The organism is Xenorhabdus lircayensis, assembly GCF_016306625.1.
GTDB classification, from domain to species: Bacteria; Pseudomonadota; Gammaproteobacteria; order Enterobacterales; family Enterobacteriaceae; genus Xenorhabdus; species Xenorhabdus lircayensis.
Map to the genome: position 1 here is coordinate 62,203 of NZ_JACOII010000028.1, position 20,686 is coordinate 82,888.

The 20,686-nt window shown below is 42.7% G+C and carries 18 protein-coding genes; 5 read left to right on the plus strand and 13 right to left on the minus strand.

Features of this window, described 5'->3' with window-relative positions:
- The first annotated feature begins 18 nt into the window (after nucleotides 1-18).
- From H8A87_RS07115 to H8A87_RS07130, 4 genes are all read left to right on the plus strand, one after another.
- Nucleotides 19-1,128 (plus strand): aminotransferase class I/II-fold pyridoxal phosphate-dependent enzyme, encoded by a 1,110-nt coding sequence (locus tag H8A87_RS07115; protein ID WP_198689283.1) that lies wholly within the window; start codon nucleotides 19-21, stop codon nucleotides 1,126-1,128.
- 2 nt (nucleotides 1,129-1,130) lie between these two features.
- Entirely contained in the window at nucleotides 1,131-1,826 is a 696-nt protein-coding gene (locus H8A87_RS07120; RefSeq protein ID WP_198689284.1) for a tyrosine-protein phosphatase, read from the plus strand.
- Nucleotides 1,819-2,352, plus strand: a complete 534-nt coding sequence (locus H8A87_RS07125; RefSeq protein ID WP_198689285.1) for a P-loop NTPase family protein — start codon at nucleotides 1,819-1,821, stop codon at nucleotides 2,350-2,352. Before H8A87_RS07120 ends, H8A87_RS07125 begins: the two co-directional genes overlap by 8 nt.
- Before the next feature lie 103 nt (nucleotides 2,353-2,455).
- Nucleotides 2,456-3,646 (plus strand): MFS transporter, encoded by a 1,191-nt coding sequence (locus tag H8A87_RS07130; protein WP_332460344.1) that lies wholly within the window; start codon nucleotides 2,456-2,458, stop codon nucleotides 3,644-3,646.
- Between the two features lie 18 nt (nucleotides 3,647-3,664).
- Here H8A87_RS07130 and H8A87_RS07135 read toward each other — a convergent pair whose 3' ends face one another.
- The 11 genes from H8A87_RS07135 to cmoM all read right to left on the minus strand — a co-directional run bounded on the left by H8A87_RS07135 (nucleotide 3,665) and on the right by cmoM (nucleotide 18,651).
- Nucleotides 3,665-4,993 carry a hypothetical protein gene (locus tag H8A87_RS07135; protein ID WP_198689286.1) on the minus strand — a complete coding sequence of 443 codons (1,329 nt, stop codon included), beginning with the start codon at nucleotides 4,991-4,993 and terminating at the stop codon, nucleotides 3,665-3,667.
- Nucleotides 4,990-6,216: an ATP-grasp domain-containing protein gene (locus H8A87_RS07140; protein WP_198689287.1), complete on the minus strand. Its 1,227-nt coding sequence runs from the start codon at nucleotides 6,214-6,216 to the stop codon at nucleotides 4,990-4,992. The genes H8A87_RS07135 and H8A87_RS07140 overlap by 4 nt, the downstream gene beginning before the upstream one ends.
- Before the next feature lie 43 nt (nucleotides 6,217-6,259).
- Complete coding sequence (locus H8A87_RS07145) at nucleotides 6,260-8,149, minus strand: hypothetical protein (protein ID WP_198689288.1); 1,890 nt, start codon at nucleotides 8,147-8,149, stop codon at nucleotides 6,260-6,262.
- A 135-nt stretch (nucleotides 8,150-8,284) separates the two neighbouring features.
- Nucleotides 8,285-8,950, minus strand: coding sequence for a 2OG-Fe(II) oxygenase (locus H8A87_RS07150; RefSeq protein ID WP_198689289.1), 666 nt, complete (start codon nucleotides 8,948-8,950; stop codon nucleotides 8,285-8,287).
- A gap of 44 nt (nucleotides 8,951-8,994) precedes the next feature.
- Entirely contained in the window at nucleotides 8,995-9,930 is a 936-nt protein-coding gene (locus tag H8A87_RS07155; protein WP_198689290.1) for an aldo/keto reductase, read from the minus strand.
- Nucleotides 9,930-10,145 (minus strand): hypothetical protein, encoded by a 216-nt coding sequence (locus H8A87_RS07160; protein ID WP_198689291.1) that lies wholly within the window; start codon nucleotides 10,143-10,145, stop codon nucleotides 9,930-9,932. Before H8A87_RS07160 ends, H8A87_RS07155 begins: the two co-directional genes overlap by 1 nt.
- 495 nt (nucleotides 10,146-10,640) lie before the next feature.
- The gene (locus H8A87_RS07165; RefSeq protein WP_198689292.1) at nucleotides 10,641-11,228 is read right to left on the minus strand and encodes a GrpB family protein; all 588 of its coding nucleotides are present in this window, start codon (nucleotides 11,226-11,228) and stop codon (nucleotides 10,641-10,643) included.
- Nucleotides 11,229-11,383: 155 nt separating this feature from the next.
- The gene (gene mukB, locus H8A87_RS07170; RefSeq protein WP_198689293.1) at nucleotides 11,384-15,847 is read right to left on the minus strand and encodes a chromosome partition protein MukB; all 4,464 of its coding nucleotides are present in this window, start codon (nucleotides 15,845-15,847) and stop codon (nucleotides 11,384-11,386) included.
- Nucleotides 15,844-16,566, minus strand: coding sequence for a chromosome partition protein MukE (mukE, locus tag H8A87_RS07175; RefSeq protein ID WP_198689294.1), 723 nt, complete (start codon nucleotides 16,564-16,566; stop codon nucleotides 15,844-15,846). Before mukE ends, mukB begins: the two co-directional genes overlap by 4 nt.
- Nucleotides 16,547-17,869, minus strand: a complete 1,323-nt coding sequence (gene mukF, locus H8A87_RS07180) for a chromosome partition protein MukF (protein ID WP_198689295.1) — start codon at nucleotides 17,867-17,869, stop codon at nucleotides 16,547-16,549. The genes mukE and mukF overlap by 20 nt, the downstream gene beginning before the upstream one ends.
- Nucleotides 17,866-18,651, minus strand: coding sequence for a tRNA uridine 5-oxyacetic acid(34) methyltransferase CmoM (cmoM, locus tag H8A87_RS07185; RefSeq protein WP_198689296.1), 786 nt, complete (start codon nucleotides 18,649-18,651; stop codon nucleotides 17,866-17,868). Before cmoM ends, mukF begins: the two co-directional genes overlap by 4 nt.
- A 168-nt stretch (nucleotides 18,652-18,819) precedes the next feature.
- On the opposite strand from cmoM, the gene elyC reads away from it, so the two are divergent.
- Nucleotides 18,820-19,641 carry an envelope biogenesis factor ElyC gene (gene elyC / locus H8A87_RS07190; protein ID WP_198689297.1) on the plus strand — a complete coding sequence of 274 codons (822 nt, stop codon included), beginning with the start codon at nucleotides 18,820-18,822 and terminating at the stop codon, nucleotides 19,639-19,641.
- A 101-nt stretch (nucleotides 19,642-19,742) separates the two neighbouring features.
- Here elyC and kdsB read toward each other — a convergent pair whose 3' ends face one another.
- Both kdsB and H8A87_RS07200 read right to left on the minus strand, forming a co-directional pair.
- Nucleotides 19,743-20,492 (minus strand): 3-deoxy-manno-octulosonate cytidylyltransferase, encoded by a 750-nt coding sequence (gene kdsB, locus H8A87_RS07195; RefSeq protein ID WP_198689298.1) that lies wholly within the window; start codon nucleotides 20,490-20,492, stop codon nucleotides 19,743-19,745.
- A 3-nt stretch (nucleotides 20,493-20,495) separates the two neighbouring features.
- Nucleotides 20,496-20,675, minus strand: coding sequence for a Trm112 family protein (locus tag H8A87_RS07200; protein WP_198689299.1), 180 nt, complete (start codon nucleotides 20,673-20,675; stop codon nucleotides 20,496-20,498).
- Nucleotides 20,676-20,686: the final 11 nt, after the last annotated feature.

Sequence of the window (20,686 nt, forward strand, 5' to 3'; positions counted from 1 at the left end):
CTGATATGGAGTGTATAAATGGCGGACATGACACCAATTAATTATCCACTGCCTCTGGCACCCAAGCACCCTTCTCGTCAGAGAGAATTTTTGTCTAATGGCATAAATTTGCGCAGTGGTGAATTACATCATAATGTGTTAACAAAAATAATTCAGAATATTGATATCCCTCCACAAAGACATCAATTTTATCCTTATCCTCAAGTTGAGCATGAACATGCAGCAAAAACATTGGGAATTGATCCGTCTTCTATTTATTTCACTCCGGGATCAGATATCGCAATTGGCCTGATATTGCGCCTGATTGCTTGTACAACAAAAAGATTAATTATACCCATACCTAACTATTTTGGCTGGATTGACCATGCCAACCTTAATCAGATCAACATATTGCCAATTTATTTTGATGATCAGTGTGCTGAAAATTTCTGTATCAAAACATTACTGGAGATAATCCAAACGGCTCCACCATCCATTCTCGCAATTTCAAATCCCAATAGCCCAACAGGGATAGAATTTGATAATAATACGTTATTAAAAATTTCTCATTCCTGTGCGAAGAATGGTCATTTATTGGTTATCGACGAATGTTTTATAGCATTTGGCAACATCAATCATTTAGCTCTTTTAGGCCAGCCTGAACACATTATTTATGTCCGATCATTTTCTAAAGGTTACGGTTTGGCTGGTGCTCGTATTGCCGCCACAATAGCCTCTCCAGAAATTATTCATATTTTGTCCCAAGAAAGGACAGAATCTGCTATCTCAGGGAGTACTTGGGCAATACTTCACGGAATTTTAGCCAAAGAAGATCACATTAAACAAATTTGCCAATCCATTATTACAACAAGAAAATATGTCATTGAGACCATCATGGCATTACGTCCAAATTGGCAAATTCTTCCTTCAGGAGCCAATTTCATCAATATCAAAACCAATGGTGACTATCCCGCTGAATTAGTCGAAACAGCAGCTTTAGGTGGTTTTTACATCCGTGATATGAGTTCACAGGAAAGAATGAATGGATACATCAGGATTGGTATTGGAGAATTGGAATTAATGGTGAAATTCCTCAAGCAAATTTTTCCCTCGGAATACGATTACAGTGAACGAAATTACAGTGAATAGTGATGAAAACACAGTTAAATAATATCAGTCAACTGAATATCTACCCAATACACCACACTGATATCCTGAACGGACGAAGGTTGAAAATCAGGCATACAGTTCTAAGTGATTGTGGAACACTCATTCGTTGTGGCATGCAGCGAGGAAAAGAACAAGCCACGTTCAATGTATTATCAGAGATATTATCCATCAATAGCTGGGTAGATTTACGCACACCTGAAGAATATGAACCACAATTCAATGGTCATCATTTTCCTGCATCAACAAAATATCTAAATCGTCCTATTAGATTTAAACCACCAGAGAATAATCTGACACATATTGTCACAGAATCTGATTATATCGATCTTTATTTCACCATGAGTCATGCCGCATGGGCCATTGCTCAAGAAGTGACTGAATTACTTCATACAGGAAACGTTGTTCTTCATTGCAGCTTAGGGAAAGATCGCACAGGGCTTGTGACAGCGGCCATTCTTCACCAGCTCCAATTTTCTGCCATAAATATCGCCCATGACTTTGCACTGTCCGCCAGATTTCTCCGTCGTCAGTATCAATTGATCCAAAATAAAGCCAAAAGAAATGGTGTTCCCAACCACCTTCAAGCGCGCCGTTATGAACTATCGGAGAAAACAATTGTTCCTGTGCTGAATGAATGGACAAAAATAATAAAACGCCGCAGGAATGAGCATGATTGATAATATGCACCGCATTTTAGTGATTGGCTCTCCAGGAGCAGGAAAATCAACCTTCGCCAAGAAATTGAGTCAAATTTGCTCGATTCCCTTGTTTCATCTTGACCAAGAATATTGGCAACAAGGATGGATAGCCCCTTCGGCAGAGGAATGGCAGCAGAAATTATGGTTCTTAACGAATCGATCAGAATGGATTATCGATGGTAATTATGGCTCAAGTTTGTCACAACGTTTGGAAAAAGCAGATACCGTAATTCACCTCTATCTGCCAACCTATATTTGTTTATTTCAAGCATTAAAACGAATATTTAAATGGCATGGAAAACAACGACCAGACATGGCCTCTGGCTGCCATGAGAAAATGAATATAAATTTTTTACGACAAATCATAAAATATCGAAGACACCAATTTAAAAAAGACAAATTATTATTGGATAATTTTCATGGATTTTATATTCAACTTACCTCGCGGGCAGAAATGGAGGCATTCTTAAAAAAGATGGCTAAATGTCATAAACATAATCATTGAATAGATATTTTGAATCTAAATTTGAAATATTACCATTCATTGATTGAATGAGAGAAAAATGATCATGGTTCTGAACATTCGAGAACGCCTATTTTTACTGGCAATGGCAATTGGCAGTATGGGCGGAGGTATCTGGCGCCCCGTGGCAATCTTTTATTTAGTGTTGGTTCAAGGATTAAATATCGTAGATGTTGGACTATCAATGACGATAGGTGCCATGATCGCGTTGCTTATTGCTGGCTTTCCTGCCGGCTTACTGGCTGATAGATTAGGGCCAGCTAACGCGACTCTGTTAGGTAGCCTACTACGATTTATTGCAGTTCCCTGGATGTTGGTTGTTTCAACACCTTGGCAGGTCGCCATCATTGTTATGTTTGTTTCAATCGGTGAGCGTATTTATTGGTGTGCCAATCCCGCCGCGATAAGGACTCTATTTCCTGTTAAAAATACCCAGCTAAATGTTTTTGCCATTATAAATAGTTGCAGAAATATTGGGCTGGGTTGTGGAGCATTGCTATCCCTATTCTTTATTGATAAAGATGGAATATCTAATTTTATGGCTAACTTGATTATCTGGGGTAATTCATTTGGTTATTTTATATCAGGGATTATTATTTTCACTATAACTCAAAAGGCCACCAAACAACCCGCCAACATTACGCTAAATTTGATTCAAACAGATAAAAATAAAACATCATCTTTTTCCATCCTTCAGGATAGAAAATATCTTATTTTCATTTTTTTGATTGGCATATTACTACTGGCAGGTAAAAGCATCGAGCTGGTATTACCTTACTATTTTCTTATTGAACTCGCACTGCCATCTTGGTTTGCTGCCTTTGTTTTTACAGGTCTCTGTTTTGGTATTCCTTGCTTTCAAAACGTTGCATTAAGATTAGGCAATAAACTTGGATGTCTGAAATCGTTGGCATGGTCTAGCTTTTTGCAAACGATGGCCTATGGCATTATTTTCTTTCTTAATGGTGATTTTTTATTGCAATTTATCTTAATTTTTATCGTGACTTTGTTACTTAGCCTTTCTGAAGCTATTCTCGGAGCGCAAATGGGGGTAGCCATTTTAATGTTTTCTCTCTCAGGTCATGAAGGCCGTTATTCTGCTGTTCTTCAATTCGCTTTTGGCGGCTCCACTGTTATTGCTCCCTGGTTGTTCACCCAGCTTCTCAGTTTTTCCAGCGCCATTTTATGGGGAAGTATTATATTATATGTTACCTTAACGGGTATCGGGTTTCTTATTCTCAATCAATATCACAACAGCAGAAACAACCAGTTTTAAAAATAAGGAAATAGGTCATTAATTTATATCACGACTAACAAAACTCACATAATGTCGGTTAGATACTTTACTGGCCAGTTCGGCCACAATATTACCCAGTAATTTTTCCTGATCCAGTGGTTGATAAATAAGTGCATCAACACCTTCAGAAGGGACACCCAGTGCGATCATATGATCATTCGCTTCAATCTCTACCACTCTTTGCTGTTTTTCATTTCTATCCAATACGATGATATCTTGACCTGAATAATGTCGAATCATATCACGCCATATGATCTCAACCTGAGAAGGGTCGAGCTCCATAATATAAGGACTATTCTCCTGAACAGCCCGATTAAATAAATAAGCAGGAAATAGAGGGACTGCACGGTGGAGCCCCAATCCAGACGCATGGCGAGGGTTAATTTCTGTCGCAAAAAATTCACTGCCTGTCCAGATTCCATCAAGACTGAAAATTCCCCGATAACCGACTTCCCCTGCAAGTTTTTCTCCCGCCAATCGAGTGTAATCACGCATAATGTCAGCGAATTTTCCAGGTTGCCAGCGATTCGATGAACCACAAAATAGAAGCTGGTTAGTTGTTTTTTCAAAAACAGTCAATATTTCTATCGGATCAAAGACAGCAACGCCATTTGGCAAGACCATAGCCAGGATACTGCATGGAACCCCTTGTATAAACTCAGCCATGCGAAATTTTCTGGTTTTATCGCGGAATTTATCCAACACATCGGCAATTTCATGATGATCCTTAATCCAAGACAAGCCACTTGATCCTGCATTAAATAACTTTGAATTATCAGCGGCCAATACAACCCCTTTCCCTTTGTTAAGAAGGTGAAATGCTGCTACTGCATCATTAAGGACAGGATCAATTATTTTATAAGAAGGTGTATTAATACCCCATCGACGAAGGCTATCATCGATATAGATCTTATCTTCAAATTTCGCCCATTCAGGTCGTTGCCAACCGTAAATAGATCTGTCTGTTAATTGAGAAAGTGGTAATCTCACTCCCCCTAAGAAAGTGATATTCTTTTCTGGATCAATTTTGCTCAACCAATGCTTGATACAAACAAACTGGTTTTCCAATATCACTTGTAGGGGTCGTTGCTCAATATTAACAATATGCCAGCACAATACCCCTTTGGGGCGCCAAGATTCATCTGATACGGATATCATCGCCTTTATTTTGGCACCACATATTTGCAGTTCAAACATCAAATTTTTCAACGTCTCCAGATTATCTGAATAATCAATTAGAAAACCGACCTCACGGTTTTGCCAATATGCTCTCAGATTTTTTGTTATTTCCGTAAACCAATTATCTGATACCCGTTGTATAGTCATTTATTCTCCGTCCATAAAGCATTTGTTTTCCACCAAGCATCAATTTCAGTGATAACGTTGGCTGGATCACAAGCAATCGGCTGTAAGGCAAATGCTTTGGCAATGTGATCTGAAATCGAGCGAGGGGCTTGATAATGCTGACCGGTACGTGCCATCAATTGATAATCAGTGATACCAGAAACAGGGCAATTTTCCGGTGCATAGCTAAACATTCCCTCTTTGGGAGGAAACCAGGCAAACCCTGCCATAGCCTGAGGACGAATACTTTGATAGGTTTCTTTCGAGCGTAGTCCTGCCTGACCAAGCAGCGTTTCTTTGTACAAATTCAAACCAAATGCCATTTCATACACAGGCACATGCCCTGCTCCCCCTGGGCGACACGCGATTTCACACAACACAAGATGGTGTGTTTTTTCACAAAAGAAGGCTTCAGCATGAAATGCCGTGGTATCAGGTGTAGGAGGAAGGCTCATGATCACTTTTGACATGAATGAGGACAATTGCGCAGTCAAAGGATTATCCGGCAATAACATCCAACTAAGCAGAGCGGAATTCCCACTGACAGCAGAGAAATTGGCAGTTGTGTGCGAAGGCCAACAATGTAGCATTTCACCATTCCTCATCAGCCCATCAATAGTGAAAAATTCCCCTTCAATCCACTCTTCAACAAGGTAGCCTTGTTTTAATGACTCAAAATTGATGTTCTGTAACTGTGCTGCATAGTGAATGATCTGCACTCCCACCGATCCACCACCATCGACTGGCTTAATAACAATCGGAAAACCACACTCATCAGCAAATTTCTCTACCGACTGCCTGTCAGTCACTTGCAACATTTTGGCAACCGGAATCCCATTCTTACGCAACAGGGATTTCATTATCCATTTGTTGCGATAAGCAAGTGCCGATATTTCGTTCTGCCCCATTAAACCCGCTTTTTCACGCACTTGCGCTGCCCGTAATACATCAATCTCTGTTGCAGAAACAAGACGATCAATCTGTTTTTCTTCAACTAATTTAAGAATTAATTCATCGACCGAGGGTGAGTTATAATTATCAACAGAGTAAATTCCCTTAAAATATTGATGTTCCTTATTAGATAAATTTGTTGATGTCGATAACAATACTTTAGGTGTTACAAGAAAAACCTCTGTTTCAACCTCAGAAAACCATGATGCAATTTTTTCTATAATAGGGCGACGATTGAGAATCAGTACTCTCATTATATTTCCCTGCCGTAATTTGATGACATGAAAAATATTATCCCTATGGCTGTTTAGGTAAGCAAGCCAGACGGATACGGAGAAAAGCAATATCAAAACCAGATACAGCGATAATTCGAATACTATGTAAATCACATCCCTGATTTTCATCCAACTTAAATTCAAACTTTATTACATCATCATGTTTCAATTCTGTTGTTTTTATATCAGAGGCAAAACATTGCCCCGTGGATTTATCATATCCACGAAGTTCCAGATGTACTCGATGAGAAATGGGATGAACAGAATGTGGAATATGGAGTCGTATTTTTGCGGTTATAATTTCTCCTTGCCGGGCAATCAATGTTTCCGTCAAGTTTTCCAGACGGATACCTCCACAACGGTAGGCTGAAAGTGGGCCACAGACCCGGCACATATGGGTTTCGCTACATCCCGTCGCCATCCCTGCGTTACCAAATGAAGAGACTTCCATCAATGTTCCACATCGTTGGCATGATTCAACTGTTTTTAACGTATTAAGCAATTGATCGTAATGCAGCAAATCAAAGGCCTCAAAACTTTCACGACTTTCATGCAATAACGAAACCAAAACTTTTTCCCATTGAGTGAGCAATAGTTGGATAAGCGCGTTATTTCGCAAGAGTTCTTTTTTATCGTCAGGAACATAAGAAACTTCATGTTTTTTCAGAGAAAAGAGAGCCAGCCGTTCAATATTCATGAGCTTTTCACGCAGGCCAGATAACTTATCTGCCACCATATCACCTAACCACGCATCAATAGAACGCAGCAACCGATGTCCATGAATTCCCTCTTCCAATACCGTCTTAATCCACGTAATGGCCCTGCGGGTTGATTCTGATTCCACACGATCATGTTGACCTACTGACAAAGGTTGATTTTCATCTTGTAGTGACAATTGCAACGTTGGATCACCAAGCAGCGCAAATGTGAACGGTTGCCCAAGTACAGCACAAGCGTCATTAAGTGCTGCCGCGATTTGTCCAAGCGGTACTTTTTCTTTCGCCATTTTTCTCAATAGTGTCAGAAGGTCATCTGGGGCAACCAATGGGCGGATAGGTGCTAAAACAGCAGCAGGCCACCCTTCTGTCAATGCCAAGGTCATTGATACCGGAGAGGGATAAAGTTCTTCAGCAACATTAAAGCCATTGCAGCATATATAATTAATGGCATAAGCACGAATATCCAGCCCATAAAATACGTGTGTTTTTCCATGCGCACGCTTGCATCGCCGAGTGATGCTTGAGCACCCACATTCAGGCATCAGGGGAAATTCTGTTTCTTCAAGCAACCCACAAACAGTCAGTGAAGGCAACTTCGCATGACCTCCCTCACCATGACTTCTGATCGTTTTCAGCATGGCGGGTTGTGCAAGCAAAACAGCTAGCTGTTCTGGCTCGCTTTCATCACTGGTATATTTATGTTTCGGTGCATCGATAAGAAATTCATTCTGTTCTGAAAGTGATGGTTTTAATAATGACTTAGCAATCAAATAACTGAGGCTAGAAAAAGTTCTTCCACATAAAAAACCGATATTTTTGCCGGCTTCAGCGGCTATTTCCAGCATACTGGCAACAAAGCCGACTTTCAGCTCATGAGTCATTGCTATGATCAGAATGTTTTTTTCTCTGGCTTCCTGTAACAACAATTTGGTGTTATCAATATCGTTGACTGGAATAACGTGATAACCCATAACATTTGCATATAACAAAGCCATCGAACGAGTATTTTCACTAATATTCAATATCGCAACATCCTTATTGCGGCCTGTGCGAAATTCATCCACATACATTTCCGCTATCACTTGACGCCAGCGAATTTCTTGCGCAGTATTTTCTGGCCGAATAATTGGGATCCCTAAGCCAGAAGCAACCACATCATTATATTCAGAAAGTGTATTCAACCAATTTATCATGTGACTGTTCCCGGCTGGTTAATAACATGATTAGCCAACAGCTAAATAGTAATTTTTCCCTGGGTTAACCGCTTTAGGTTGCCCCAAAAAGCCATTTCACTGTTATTTATCTATTACCTATTTCATGCAGTAAAATTAGGTTGCAGGTGTATCCCAAAACCATACTTGCAAAACTTTTCTGACTGCCTGCATTTCCTTAGGAATTGGTGTAACCGCATGCCAAGCTGAATCAGTCCTGCGAATAATCGCTGAAGTATTTTTTTTCGGAGCAATTTCAACCACAACATCCTGTGGATCAGCAGAACGCAGTAATTGCAAACATCCTCCCATTTCAGGCACCCAATCATCAGTCAGATACATCAGGTGAGTCACCATTTTATGGGGTTTATCCACATGAGGCTGAAAGAACGAGCCTGGGCCGAACTCCCAAAAATGTGCTTGAAATTGCAATTTTCTGACATCATATTCGCTGACATCGCTGATACATTCGAGATACTCATCTGATAGGAGATCTCTTGCAACTGACAGCCAAATATCAGCAAGTTCATCGGGTACGTAAGGCTCTTTTTCACCCAACTCCAGAAGGGGGCGAGTTTTTACATTATGTTGATACCATTCTGGTGATCCTGTCTTACCAAGAACTTCTGCAAGTTTACGCTGTGAATGATAAGTCCAGTGACTTACCGGAAAAGCATCAGCAGCGATCACTTTCTCAAACGTATTATCACATGTTGCCCACGGTGAAGGATCATGATTGAGTTTCATACTCTTTAATGCATTTAAATTCAGAACTTCAGCCATTTAATATACCTCCAATAAATAATGGATTAATTTTTGGTACATATTCAATCCAGAGCCAAACGTCGCCCAAGAACATAATCAATCGTTTTTTGCTGGAGTAATGATGAATTAAGATCAATCAAGGAAAGCAATTGGTTGAGATTACTGATACCAACCAGAGCAGAAACGACATCCTTATTTGCCAATATCACCTCCAGCGCCAATACAGACGGGGGCCGATTTAATTGTTTTGCAGCACACATCAATCGGTTAATTGCATTTTTTGTGCGTGTATTACGATAACCAAGCCCCTTATAACCTGACAAAGGGTGAGTTTGAGGAACATCCAGCACAGAACGGTAACGCCCACCCAACAACCCACGGGCTAGAGGAAGTGACGCCAGCACGCCAAGCTGAAACGCCTTGAGGGAAGGTTGTATTTCTTCATAGCTCTGGTAGTTCAATATATTCACAGGATTTTGTACGCTGGCTGGTAATACTCCTTCCATTGCCTGAGCTGTACGGCAGTAATGCCCTATTTCTGATGGTTTAACGTTGCAAATACCATAACAACGGATTTTCCCTTCTTTTACCCATGATTGCAGAGTAGAGATAGTTTCTTCGGCAGGAATTAATGGATCAGGTGCATGTAGCTGATATAAATCGATATAATCCGTTTTCAAGCGTTGAAGACTGTTGTGTAAGCACTGAGTCATTGCTGCCCGACTTGCACCTCTTGCGGTTTCATCATGGCCAAATTTCGTCGCAATAACAACATCATGCCGACGTCCATATACTGCATTACCTAATGCGCTTTCACTTTCACCTTTTCCATAAATGTCTGCTGTATCAAAGAAGTTCACCTCCATATCCAAAGCCGCAGAAACAATGCGCATGACATCTTTTCTACAGACACTCAAACCAAAATGGCTCCCTCCGACAGCCAAACGGGATACCCGCAAGCCAACGGTTTTCAGGAAATGGGAACTAAAGTCAATCATTACCAGCTAACTCTCATTTGCTGGACATGTCTATCCGCTAACCCTTCACTGATCAAAGCATCTATATTTCCTTCAGAAAGTGCGCAGTATTGTGCCGATGTCAGTTGATATTCTTGCATCACTTGTTCAGGCTCATTTTCCCAACGCGCCTGTACCTCAGGTTTGGAAATTAAATCATCAAGAAGATCATTAACATCTTTCATTCTATTTTTCATAGTTAACTTTCTCACTAATTAATATAAAAACGGTTTAAACATTCAATTTTTATTTCTCTCTCATGGAGCATGAGTAAATGATTACTAATAAAAATAACAACCATAAATAAATCAAGATGGTATTTATAGTTTCGCTCATTTAACAGGGAAAGTAAAAACACACTTACTCTTAACAATGACGTTCAACATCACTAAAAGCAATTAGATTTTTTTGATGGTCATTAACTAAGGGTTTAATAGGGTAAACATAAAAAATAGAAACCTTGAATGGCTGAACAATATCCCGCAATCTTATTCATTATAAAATGATAATTTATTTGCATAATGGCAAAGTCTTATGACATTGAATGATGAATTACTTTTTCAATGGAATATAAAAATAAATAGTCTTTAAAATAACATTCCTGTTTGCTTTTATAATAAGAAAACAAACAGGATATGTTCAAATCTATACAATAATCAAAAATAATAATCAAAAGTAATAATCAAATATTGTTACAATAATCCCTTACTTTGAAATATGCGTTGATAAATCTCATGTACAACTTGCTCTTTTCTCTTATTGTAATGCATTACCTGATTAACATTATTTTTAGCAGTTAACTTCGCGACACTATATCGTTCGCAATCTTCAGGATGTTCTCTAAGCCAATCACGAAACCAAATATGTCGGATATGTTCAGGGCAATCAGGGCCAAAGACATGAAGATTAGTTCGAGGTTTCACCAAACGGAGGCATCGGTGTTGATAAAAACTCGGTTCACGAACCGTTAAATCATAACCAAGCCGTTCCAACGCGGGCACATATTTTTCTTCTTGAGTTGGATCTTCCACAATCAGATCAATATCAATAATCGGTTTAGCGGCAAGCCCTGAAACGGCCGTCGACCCAACGTGCTCAATATTCAGAGCAATGTTCCCAAGCGCTTCTTTAATAGATGAAGAAAGTTGTTGCCATGTGGCTATCCATTCAGGATTGTACTCCACAACGTCAATCACCTCTTCAGCAGGTTTACCATGCACCCAGGGATTTTCATTAGGGTCTGACTCAGGGAAAAAGATAATGTCTTTAGTATTTATCATTAACTCACTCCTTACTTTTTTACCTATATTTTGGACATTAAATCACGATAGATGAAGACGTATTAAATAACTACCCGGAAGAATTTATCTCAATTGAGGAAGCCATATTATTATATGGCCTCCTGTCACGATAGAGAGATCATCCAATGATGGAATTATTCTTCCAATATCGGTTGTGCCTGTATTTGTGGCTGTTCAGTAGCCGGAGCATCCTGCCCAAAACCCCGCAATCCAACAACATGCACATGTTCTTGATTATTGAAAATCTTACGCACCAGTTTATACGTTGTGCCTTTTTCCGGACTGATATTTTCCGGTGCCGCGATAATTAACTGCATCTGCAAGCGTTCACACAATTCAAACAGCGTTGCGATGGATTTCGCATCCAGACGAGCCGCTTCGTCAAGGAACAACAGGCGGCATGGTGAAATATCTTTACCGCGCAGACGACGTGATTCCTCTTCCCAGCTCTGTACCACCATAACCAGAATAGACATCCCCGTACCGATGGCCTCACCGGTAGAGAGTGCCCCACTTTCCGCTTTCAGCCAGCCATCCGAACCACGGTTGACTTCAACGTCCAATTCAAGGTAATTACGGTAATCCAGCAATTCCTCACCAATGGTCTGAGGCAAACGCTGCCCCATATCGATTTGCGGATTCAAGCGCTGATAAAGTTTCGCCATCGCTTCTGAGAAGGTCAAACGCTGACTATTGAACAGATCCTGATGCTGTTCCTGCTGTTCGGAAAGCACATCCAGCAAGACGGAGTGACTCTCACGTACATTCACATTCAGGCGCACACCGCCAACCTGCCCAAAGGAAACGACCTGTAATCCTTGATTCAGCATACGGATGCGGTTCTGTTCACGTTGGATGGTCTTGCGAATGATATTGGCCACACTCTTGGAGCTAATCGCCAATTTCTGCTCACGAGCGGTCAATTCTTCGGTCAGACGCGCCAGCTCAATTTCCATCTGTTCAATGGCATCAACCGGATCATCCGTGCGGATGATATCCTGACGTATACGCTCACGCAGATGTTGGTAAACGGCAACGAAGAATTGAATTTTACGCTCAGGACGTTTCGGATCTTCAGATAAGCGCAGCGCATCACGCAGATGTTCATTATCGGCTACCGCCAGACGCAATGCCCCCAGTGCCTTATCTGACATTGAGCGTAAATCATCACCATCCATATAGGCTAGTTCACGGCGATGTAAACGGCGTTCCATACCGTTATCTTTCACCATGCGCATCACTGCACACCAACCCGCTTTAGAAGAGACTACCTGCTCACGCTTCTGGTAATAATCACGTTCAGATTTGCGCAGTTTCTTCTGGAGGTTGTCCATCTCAGCTTCACAGAATGCAATCTGTTTCTCAAGCTGGTTGATACGGGAACGATTAGTATTCACAGCAGCATGAAGCTGATCACGGCGTTCACGGGCACGACTTTCTGCGTTAGCATCCGCCTGAACACCGATGTCTTTCATCTCCTGCTCAAGTTCTTTCAACATATCCTGTTTTGTGTCATAAGAACTTTTCAGAGATGCCAATACTTGGTTGAACTGAGCACATTGTGACTGCTGCTGACGCAATTGTTCACGCGCACGGCTACGATCAGATCCCGCGTGTTCAAGACGCTGACGCAGTTTATCGTTCAGATCAGCATTTTCACTGAGCATTCCGGCAGAATCGCTATAGCTGAAATGCGCACGGCGCTGTACGATTTCCGTCAGAGCAAAGGCTTGCTGTTTGACCCTATTCTGGCTATGTTTCGCTGTCTCATAATCTTTCTGCAACTGTTCATGTTGCTGAGGATCGCTTTGTAAGACAGAAACCTGCGGTTCGAGTTTAGTCAATGCATTGCCATGCTGTTGCAGGAAGCGCGTCGCGTCCTGTGCTTCAATCATTTCTTCACGAACAGTTTCAACTCGGTCAATCAGCGTTTCATCCAGCAAGATCGTGATTTGTGGAATCAAACGATTCAATGCTGACAAGCTCTCTTTCACCTGAGTCAGTTTCTGGTGATGCTGCTGAGTCTGAGCTTCAAATTGAGATAATTCACGCTCCAGTTCAGTACGACGCGGGTTCAGACTGCGAATTTCCGCTTCTGGATCATCATCAAATGCCACAGAGAGGTGTTTACCCACAAAACGGCTGAAAGCCTGATGCGCACGCTGAATTTTCTGTACATCAAACGAAAGTGTGGCATAACGCTCTGCCAGCGTATCACGTTCAAGACTGAGTACTTCCAGACGATTTTCTCTTGCCGCCCGCCCAAACAACGGAACTTCAGGATAACGGGAATAACGCCATTGGCGATCAGATGATTTCACCAGAACCGCATTTTTCTGCTCTTCAAAATGGAATACGCTGTCATCGAAAGATTGCGGATCTCCTTCGATCAGATAAAGATCTTCCGGGCAATCTTCCAATGCGGTCAGATGTGGGCTGACCAACGAGAGATCAGGCACGACGATCGCATGACGTGCAGGGCCATACAGTGCAGAGAAATAAGGCGCATCATCAATGGTAATGTCGTCATAAATTTCTGATAGCAAAATACCACCAAAACGCTCCGCCAGTGCAAGTAATCGACCATCTTCTGCACCACTTGGCTGGCTCAGACGTTCAATTTGCTTTTCCAATTCACGTTTTTGTGCCGCTACATCGTCACGTTCAACAGTGATTTCGCGCTCTTGCTCCAGCAATTGCTGCATGTATTCAGTGACATCATGACCACTTTCGAATGTTTCATTGCTCTGCTCACAAAGCTGGTTCAGGGTTTCCTGTGCCGCCAGCCACACCGGCACACGCTCTGTCAGCCCCTGAATTTTCTGCTTGAGCTGTTCAGACTCCTGACGCATCTGCATACGGCGCTCACCGCTTTGATTGGCACTCAGGCTCAGTTCTTCCAACTGAGCGTCTAATTCACCCTGTAACGCCTCTAAATCTTCCGCCTGATATTGCTGGTTATGACGCTTACAAAACTCTTCCAGCAAACGCTCTGCATTTTGCTGGCTGTTCAGACGTTGTTCCAATTCAGCCAACTGAATACGCAACGGTTGCACACGTTCAGCCAGATGGCGCTGAGATGACCATTCACGCAATACTTGGCGAGCAGCCTGCCATGCTTCACTGCGGCTCACTTCACCAACAATGTTTTTCACCAGTTGATAAGCCTGCTCAAACTGGCTATGGGCTGCATCGGCAACACTCAGTTTCTGCTCCAGGGCTAACAAAGTTTCTGTCGCCTGCTGCGCTTTGGCATGATAGGTTTCTTGCCACTCGTCGGCATTTTCTATCGACAGATCTGGGAGCTGGCAGAGTTCACGAGCACGCTCTAATGCCTGCAATGCCTGCTGATATTGAATAGCGCGAGTTTGCTGAACATCCAAAGCCTGCTGGTAATCAGCAAGCTGACTTTTCAATTCATCAACTTCCTGTTCTGCCGCCTCAGATACGGCGTCATATTCCGCTTGTAGTTCTTTCGCCTCTTCAACGACTTCGCTCTGCTCTTCCAGTCGGTAAGTCAGCTCTTCAATATCTGATTGGTAACGATCAATTTTTTCCTGCTGGCGCATCGCTGTCTGAACCAAATTCAGATGATCGCTGGCCGCCTGATAATCCATTTCTAAATCAGAAGATGCGCCACTTTGTTCTCCCTGCTCGCGCGCCATTTCGACATGGCGATATTGTTCAACCACCAATTGGCGGCGGCTGCCAAATAATTCACTGCGCAAGGCTAATGCTTCATCCAGATGGACGCGGCGTTCGTTGGCATGGCGCATGTAGTCAGCAGAAACATAAGCTGTCGCTTCTGTAATGAGATGCTTGAAAAGATCACGGTCGGTTTGCGTAACGCGAATGGCTTCCAGTGTGATGCGGTTTTCACGCAATGCGGCTTCCATGTCCTGAAACGCTTTTCTGACTCCGCTGTTTTCTGGCAATAAGTAATCACGCAGTGAGCGGGTAATGGCGCTGGAAATCCCTCCATATAGCGATGCTTCTATCAGACGGTAAAACTTGCTGCGATCACTCGCTGAACGCAGACGCCTTGGGATCACGCCCAAATCGAACATCAGGGCATGATAATCCGTAATCGAGTTAAATTGTTTGAACTGAACACCTTCTATCTCATCAAGGCGCTCTTTCAGTTCATTCAATGGCAGAACCCGAGCCTGACGTTCGTTGATATTTTCAGTCAATAGCTGCGTTGGCTGAATAGATGCCGGAACACCCTGAATCATAAACGGCTTGATATCAACTTTGCGATCACGTCCAGCAACCTGCTGTAAGCGAACCCCCGTAATAATCCGTTGATGGCGGGAATTAACAACATCCAGCGTGGAATAACAAACTCCAGCACGCAGTTTACCGTGCAAGCCTTTATCGCGGGAACCGCTGGTTGCCCCCGCTTCTGTGGTATTACGGAAGTGAAGCAACGTTAAATCAGGGATCAATGCGGTCACAAATGCCGCCATCGTAGTGGATTTACCCGCACCATTACCGCCGGATAAGGTCGTCACAAGCTCGTCAAGATCAAACGTTCTGGCAAAAAAACCGTTCCAGTTAACTAACGTCAGTGAGCGAAATTTACCACGTTCAATCATGACTGCTCATCCTCCGCACCTTCTGCTGAATGCCCTGATGCTTCTTCATGTTCATTGTTTTCCTGCGGTGCTTCCCTTTCCACCTGCATGGCTTCACCATCACGGATCATCCGTAATTGTGCCTCGCGAGGGTCGTCACCGCTGCGTACATCTGCACCGAAGCGAAATACGGCTTCGGTAATCGTAAATTTATTACTGTCGTTTTGCAGGAAATAAACCATTCCCAAACGGCGCAAGCGGTTTAGGGATGTTCGTGCTTTTTCCTGTAATTTCTGTTTGTCCAGATCGGAACCTGTCGAACGTTGGTTCATTAATTTCATCAGCTTATTTTCGTCAGCCAATGACAATAATTCTTCGTACAGTTCTTGAAAGGTAAATATTCCCTGATTGGACAGGCGCTCTGGGCTGAGATAGAGGTAACACAAGATTTTGCCTACCATCATGTCCAATTCAGACAGGACAGATCGCAGGATCAGCGTCGTTGAACGAGGACGTAGGTAGAAAAAACCTTCTGGTGCACGGATTAACTCGACGTTATAACGCGCATAAAACATTTCCAATTCTTCCTGAAAATCCATCAGAAAAGCGTGATTATCAAGATCATCCATAGTGACATGACGCCCGGAACGAAGCTGACTGTCTAATTCAGGAAAAAGTGTATTGGATAATGCCTGAGCCAGTTTCACTGGCATAAATTGTTCAATATGTGTCGATGACATGTGCCTGCACCTTGGCTCCGTAATCATTAATCGCTAACCATTCCGCTGGCAATCCAGAGAAATCCGATTCTGCGACACCCAATCTTACTGCTTGATCCACCAGAATGCGTGCCACATCAAAATGGCGATTACGTGGATACTGAGTAAGGTAGTCGCGCATTACAGCCCCCAAATCCAGAGGAAGTTTTGCCTGTTGGTAAACCGCCAGCGCCTGCTCCACCATTTCAGCCAATTGTTCGTTGATTTCACTAAACTCTTCGTATTCGATTTCTGGTGGTAATTCTCCCATTACCTCTTCATTACGCAGCGTCAGTTCTTCGTCACGTACATCCAGCAAACGCTCTGTATTGGCGATAGTCAGTGCCCACGGGCTGTCAAAATAGTGTTGGATGGATTGACGAAGACGCTGGGCAAAAATGCGGTTTTTATCCATGTCGATGGCAGTTCGGATAAATTTGTGAACGTGACGGTCGTAGCCTATCCACAAGTCAATAGCCTGCTGCCCCCAACTGATAATACGATCCAGTTTACTTTGTAGATCAAAGACCAGTTTATCGACCAGATCAGAGCCGCCGATGTCCATATTGGCATCCTGAATGCGCAATAGATTGGCTTGCAATTTGTCGCCCGCCGCTTCCAATGTATCCTGAAGTTCCCGCAGTGTGCCGGAAGTTTCAGACAGTAACTGTTCACAATTGGCAATGGCGTCCTGCCAATCCTGATTGAGCAGCGCGGCGATATCAGTTTTTACGCCATTTTGCTGTTCATCCATCAAGCGCTGGGACATATCGATGCTGTCAAAAATTTCAGCCACGGAATATTTGAGAGGTGCAAAGACATTGCGATGCCAATGGAATTCATCACCACCTTCTTCGGCCGCCTCAGCCGCTCGATGCAATTCATTGGCAACGATGGATAGCTGCATGGAAAGACGCAACGTGGAGAATTCACGCTGGCGAATATAATAATCGCTAATGCCAATCCCCAATGGAGTCAGACGATAGATAGCGTTGCCATCTGCCAGTTCACTGGTAAAACGATTAAGTAACTTCTGGCGAACCATATCGTTAATGGCATTGTTTGCCCTGACAGACACCGCTTCAGAAGTCTGCTCAAAACCTTTACACACTTCACGGAAAGCATCCACCAGCTCCCCTTCACTCATTTCGCCATCAAGCCGTTCACTATTCAGTACGGCAATTGCCAGCAAAAAAGCTAACCGTTCTGGTGGCAACGAAATTGAAAAATCATTTTTTCTGGCCCAAGACACAAGTTCAGGAACAGTCTGGGAATATTCACTCATAATTCGCTCTTTAAAGTCAGCTTGCGTGCCATCACATGAATGTAACGCCCCAGACTGATGTAGGGCTCTTGTCTGCAATAACGTTGTTCAAGTTCAAGCAACGCCGGAAAATCTGCATTTTGTAATTGGCGGCTTTGCAGGTAATCGTGAAAAACCCTCACTCCTGTTTTACCTGTTATTTCCATCTTAAGTTCAGCCAGCCATTGATATACCTGTCCTGGTACTAATGGGTTCTGTGGTGATAGAGAACGTTTTCGGCGACGTTGAATATTAGGTGTCGCCAAATGGAAATTCCCCAAGATGGCATTACGCATGACCAACCCATTAGCATTATAAAACATTAATGAGAGTGCACCACCGGGCGTTATTATATTCCCCAATGTTTCTATTGCATCTTTTTGGTCAGAGATCCATTCCAATACGGCATGAAATAGAATCAGGTCAACGGGCTGTTCAATATGCTGGTGAATTTCCTGTACTGAACTTTGGATAAATTGCATTTGATGGAGAACACCCCGCTCTTCCGCGTTGTGTTCCGCCCGTTGAATCATCTCTTCGGATAGGTCACAAAGTATCACCTGATGACCTAATTCAGCCAATTGACAAGCCATATTCCCTTCACCGCCCCCAGCATCCAAAATGCGTAAAGGGCGTTGAGGCAAATGATTCAGCAATTCGTTAATATCCTGCCAGACAACGGCCTGCCTGATTTTACCCTTGGTTGTGCCGTAAATATTACGCGAAAATTTGTCTGCAATATCATCGAAATTGCGATCCCGCATGAAAAACTGCCCCACTTATAAGCTACGTTTAATTTATCTATTGAGTAGTTATGCTATCTACTGCTATTTTTACTACTGTTATTTTGGCACAGTAATCATTTAATTAACTACTTTTAGCCTTAAATTCGACCCTGTGCGACCATAATTTAACCAAATCAAGGTCAATCAATGCTATTCCTGCTAAAAAAATATATCGGCTCGCTATTAATGCCTTTGCCGTTGATTATTATCGCCTCTTTTGCCGCCCTGCTATTACTGTGGTTCACTCGCTGGCAAAAAACGGGCAAAACTATTTTATCACTGAGTTGGCTTGCATTACTTTTATTAAGTTTACAGCCTATTGCAGATAAACTCTTACTTCCTGTCGAAGGAAAATATGTTCAGCGCTATGAACCTGATACAGCACATACAGTACCCATAAAATACATTGTAGTTCTCGGTGGTGGTTTTACTTATAACCCCCAGTGGGCACCCAGTGCCAATCTTATCAGTAATAGCTTACCCAGAGTAACTGAAGGTATTCGGTTATATCATCTTAATCCTAGCGCTAAAATGATTTTCACGGGTGGTAAAGGCGTAAATTCAATTAGCAGTGCCGAAGTTGCTGCTATGGTAGCACAATCTATGGGAATTCCTGTAGAAGACACAATCGCATTAAAAAAACCTTTGGATACGGAAGAAGAAGCTGCTGAAGTTGAAAAAGTGGTGGGGCAACAACCTTTTATTCTTGTCACCTCCGCCAATCATATGGCAAGGTCACTGAAGTTTTTTGAGCAGCGCGGTTTACACCCAGTCGCAGGCCCTGCCAATCAATTAGCTGTGACAACGCCGCTGTATCCGTGGGAAAAATATATTCCCTCTTCCTATTATTTTACACACACGGAACGCGCTTGGTATGAAACATTGGGGAGTATCTGGCAAGCCATTAAGCCGGTAAATACGGATATCAAGCCTGAAAAATCAGAAAATTCTCAGCAAAAAAACAGTTAGAAATAGCGTCAGATTAGACAGAACGGAATTGAAGAAAGAGAATGCTGTATTGTGGCATTCTCTTTTCATTCACGCCCCATGAATACTCACGCTAATAGAGATCAAACTTCTCCAAAAATTTCTCTGACAGCATCCAAATCTTCTGGTGTATCAACACCTGCACCAGGTGCTTGCAACGCTCTTGCCACATGAATTTTTTCACCGTACCAAAGCACGCGTAATTGTTCGAGCATCTCGATATTTTCCAATGGACTTGGCGCCCATTGTACATAACGCCGGATAAATCCTGCCCGATACGCATAAATCCCGATATGGCGCAGAAAGTGGTCTCCGATAGCCTCTTTTGACTTCATAAAACGGTCACGTTCCCACGGGATCGTAGCGCGAGAAAAATAGAGCGCGTAACCTTTCGCATCCATAACAACTTTGACGGCATTAGGATTAAAAGCTTCTTCCGCATCTTGGATCTGTACGGCCAGTGTCGCCATTCCAGCATCACTGCCAGCCAGATTATCGGCCACTTGCTTAATGATTTGTTCTGGAATAAGAGGTTCATCCCCTTGAACATTCACAATGATTTCATTATCAGCAAATTGGTATTTATCGATAACTTCAGCCAAACGTTCTGTACCTGAATGGTGATTTTCGCTTGTCATGCAAGCTTCTCCACCTGCGGTAATCACTGCATCAAAAACGTCTTGATTATCTGTCGCCACAATAACCCGATTGGCACCAGAACGGACTGCCCGTTCCATAACACGTACAATCATTGGCTTGCCGTGAATATCGGCCAGTGGTTTTCCAGGCAGACGCGTTGAGGCAAAACGTGCTGGAATGATAACGGTAAACATGAGTTATTTGTTTTCCTCTGTGGGCAAAGCACGTGCTTCATTCTCTAGCAGCACAGGAATGCCATCACGGACAGGAAAAGCGAGGCGGTCAAGTTTGCAAATCAGTTCAAGGTTTTCTTTATCGTAACTGAGCTTGCCATGACATACCGGACAAGCAATGATTTCGAGTAAACGGTGATCCATATATCCCCCAA

Coding starts and splice junctions, on each gene's coding strand:
- H8A87_RS07115 (WP_198689283.1), top strand. CDS start 19: ATGGCGGACATGACACCAATTAATTATCCACTGCCTCTGGCACCCAAG.
- H8A87_RS07120 (WP_198689284.1), top strand. CDS start 1,131: ATGAAAACACAGTTAAATAATATCAGTCAACTGAATATCTACCCAATA.
- H8A87_RS07125 (WP_198689285.1), top strand. CDS start 1,819: ATGATTGATAATATGCACCGCATTTTAGTGATTGGCTCTCCAGGAGCA.
- H8A87_RS07130 (WP_332460344.1), top strand. CDS start 2,456: ATGGCAATTGGCAGTATGGGCGGAGGTATCTGGCGCCCCGTGGCAATC.
- H8A87_RS07135 (WP_198689286.1), bottom strand. CDS start 4,993: ATGACTATACAACGGGTATCAGATAATTGGTTTACGGAAATAACAAAA.
- H8A87_RS07140 (WP_198689287.1), bottom strand. CDS start 6,216: ATGAGAGTACTGATTCTCAATCGTCGCCCTATTATAGAAAAAATTGCA.
- H8A87_RS07145 (WP_198689288.1), bottom strand. CDS start 8,149: ATGATAAATTGGTTGAATACACTTTCTGAATATAATGATGTGGTTGCT.
- H8A87_RS07150 (WP_198689289.1), bottom strand. CDS start 8,950: ATGGCTGAAGTTCTGAATTTAAATGCATTAAAGAGTATGAAACTCAAT.
- H8A87_RS07155 (WP_198689290.1), bottom strand. CDS start 9,930: ATGATTGACTTTAGTTCCCATTTCCTGAAAACCGTTGGCTTGCGGGTA.
- H8A87_RS07160 (WP_198689291.1), bottom strand. CDS start 10,145: ATGAAAAATAGAATGAAAGATGTTAATGATCTTCTTGATGATTTAATT.
- H8A87_RS07165 (WP_198689292.1), bottom strand. CDS start 11,228: ATGATAAATACTAAAGACATTATCTTTTTCCCTGAGTCAGACCCTAAT.
- mukB (WP_198689293.1), bottom strand. CDS start 15,847: ATGATTGAACGTGGTAAATTTCGCTCACTGACGTTAGTTAACTGGAAC.
- mukE (WP_198689294.1), bottom strand. CDS start 16,566: ATGTCATCGACACATATTGAACAATTTATGCCAGTGAAACTGGCTCAG.
- mukF (WP_198689295.1), bottom strand. CDS start 17,869: ATGAGTGAATATTCCCAGACTGTTCCTGAACTTGTGTCTTGGGCCAGA.
- cmoM (WP_198689296.1), bottom strand. CDS start 18,651: ATGCGGGATCGCAATTTCGATGATATTGCAGACAAATTTTCGCGTAAT.
- elyC (WP_198689297.1), top strand. CDS start 18,820: ATGCTATTCCTGCTAAAAAAATATATCGGCTCGCTATTAATGCCTTTG.
- kdsB (WP_198689298.1), bottom strand. CDS start 20,492: ATGTTTACCGTTATCATTCCAGCACGTTTTGCCTCAACGCGTCTGCCT.
- H8A87_RS07200 (WP_198689299.1), bottom strand. CDS start 20,675: ATGGATCACCGTTTACTCGAAATCATTGCTTGTCCGGTATGTCATGGC.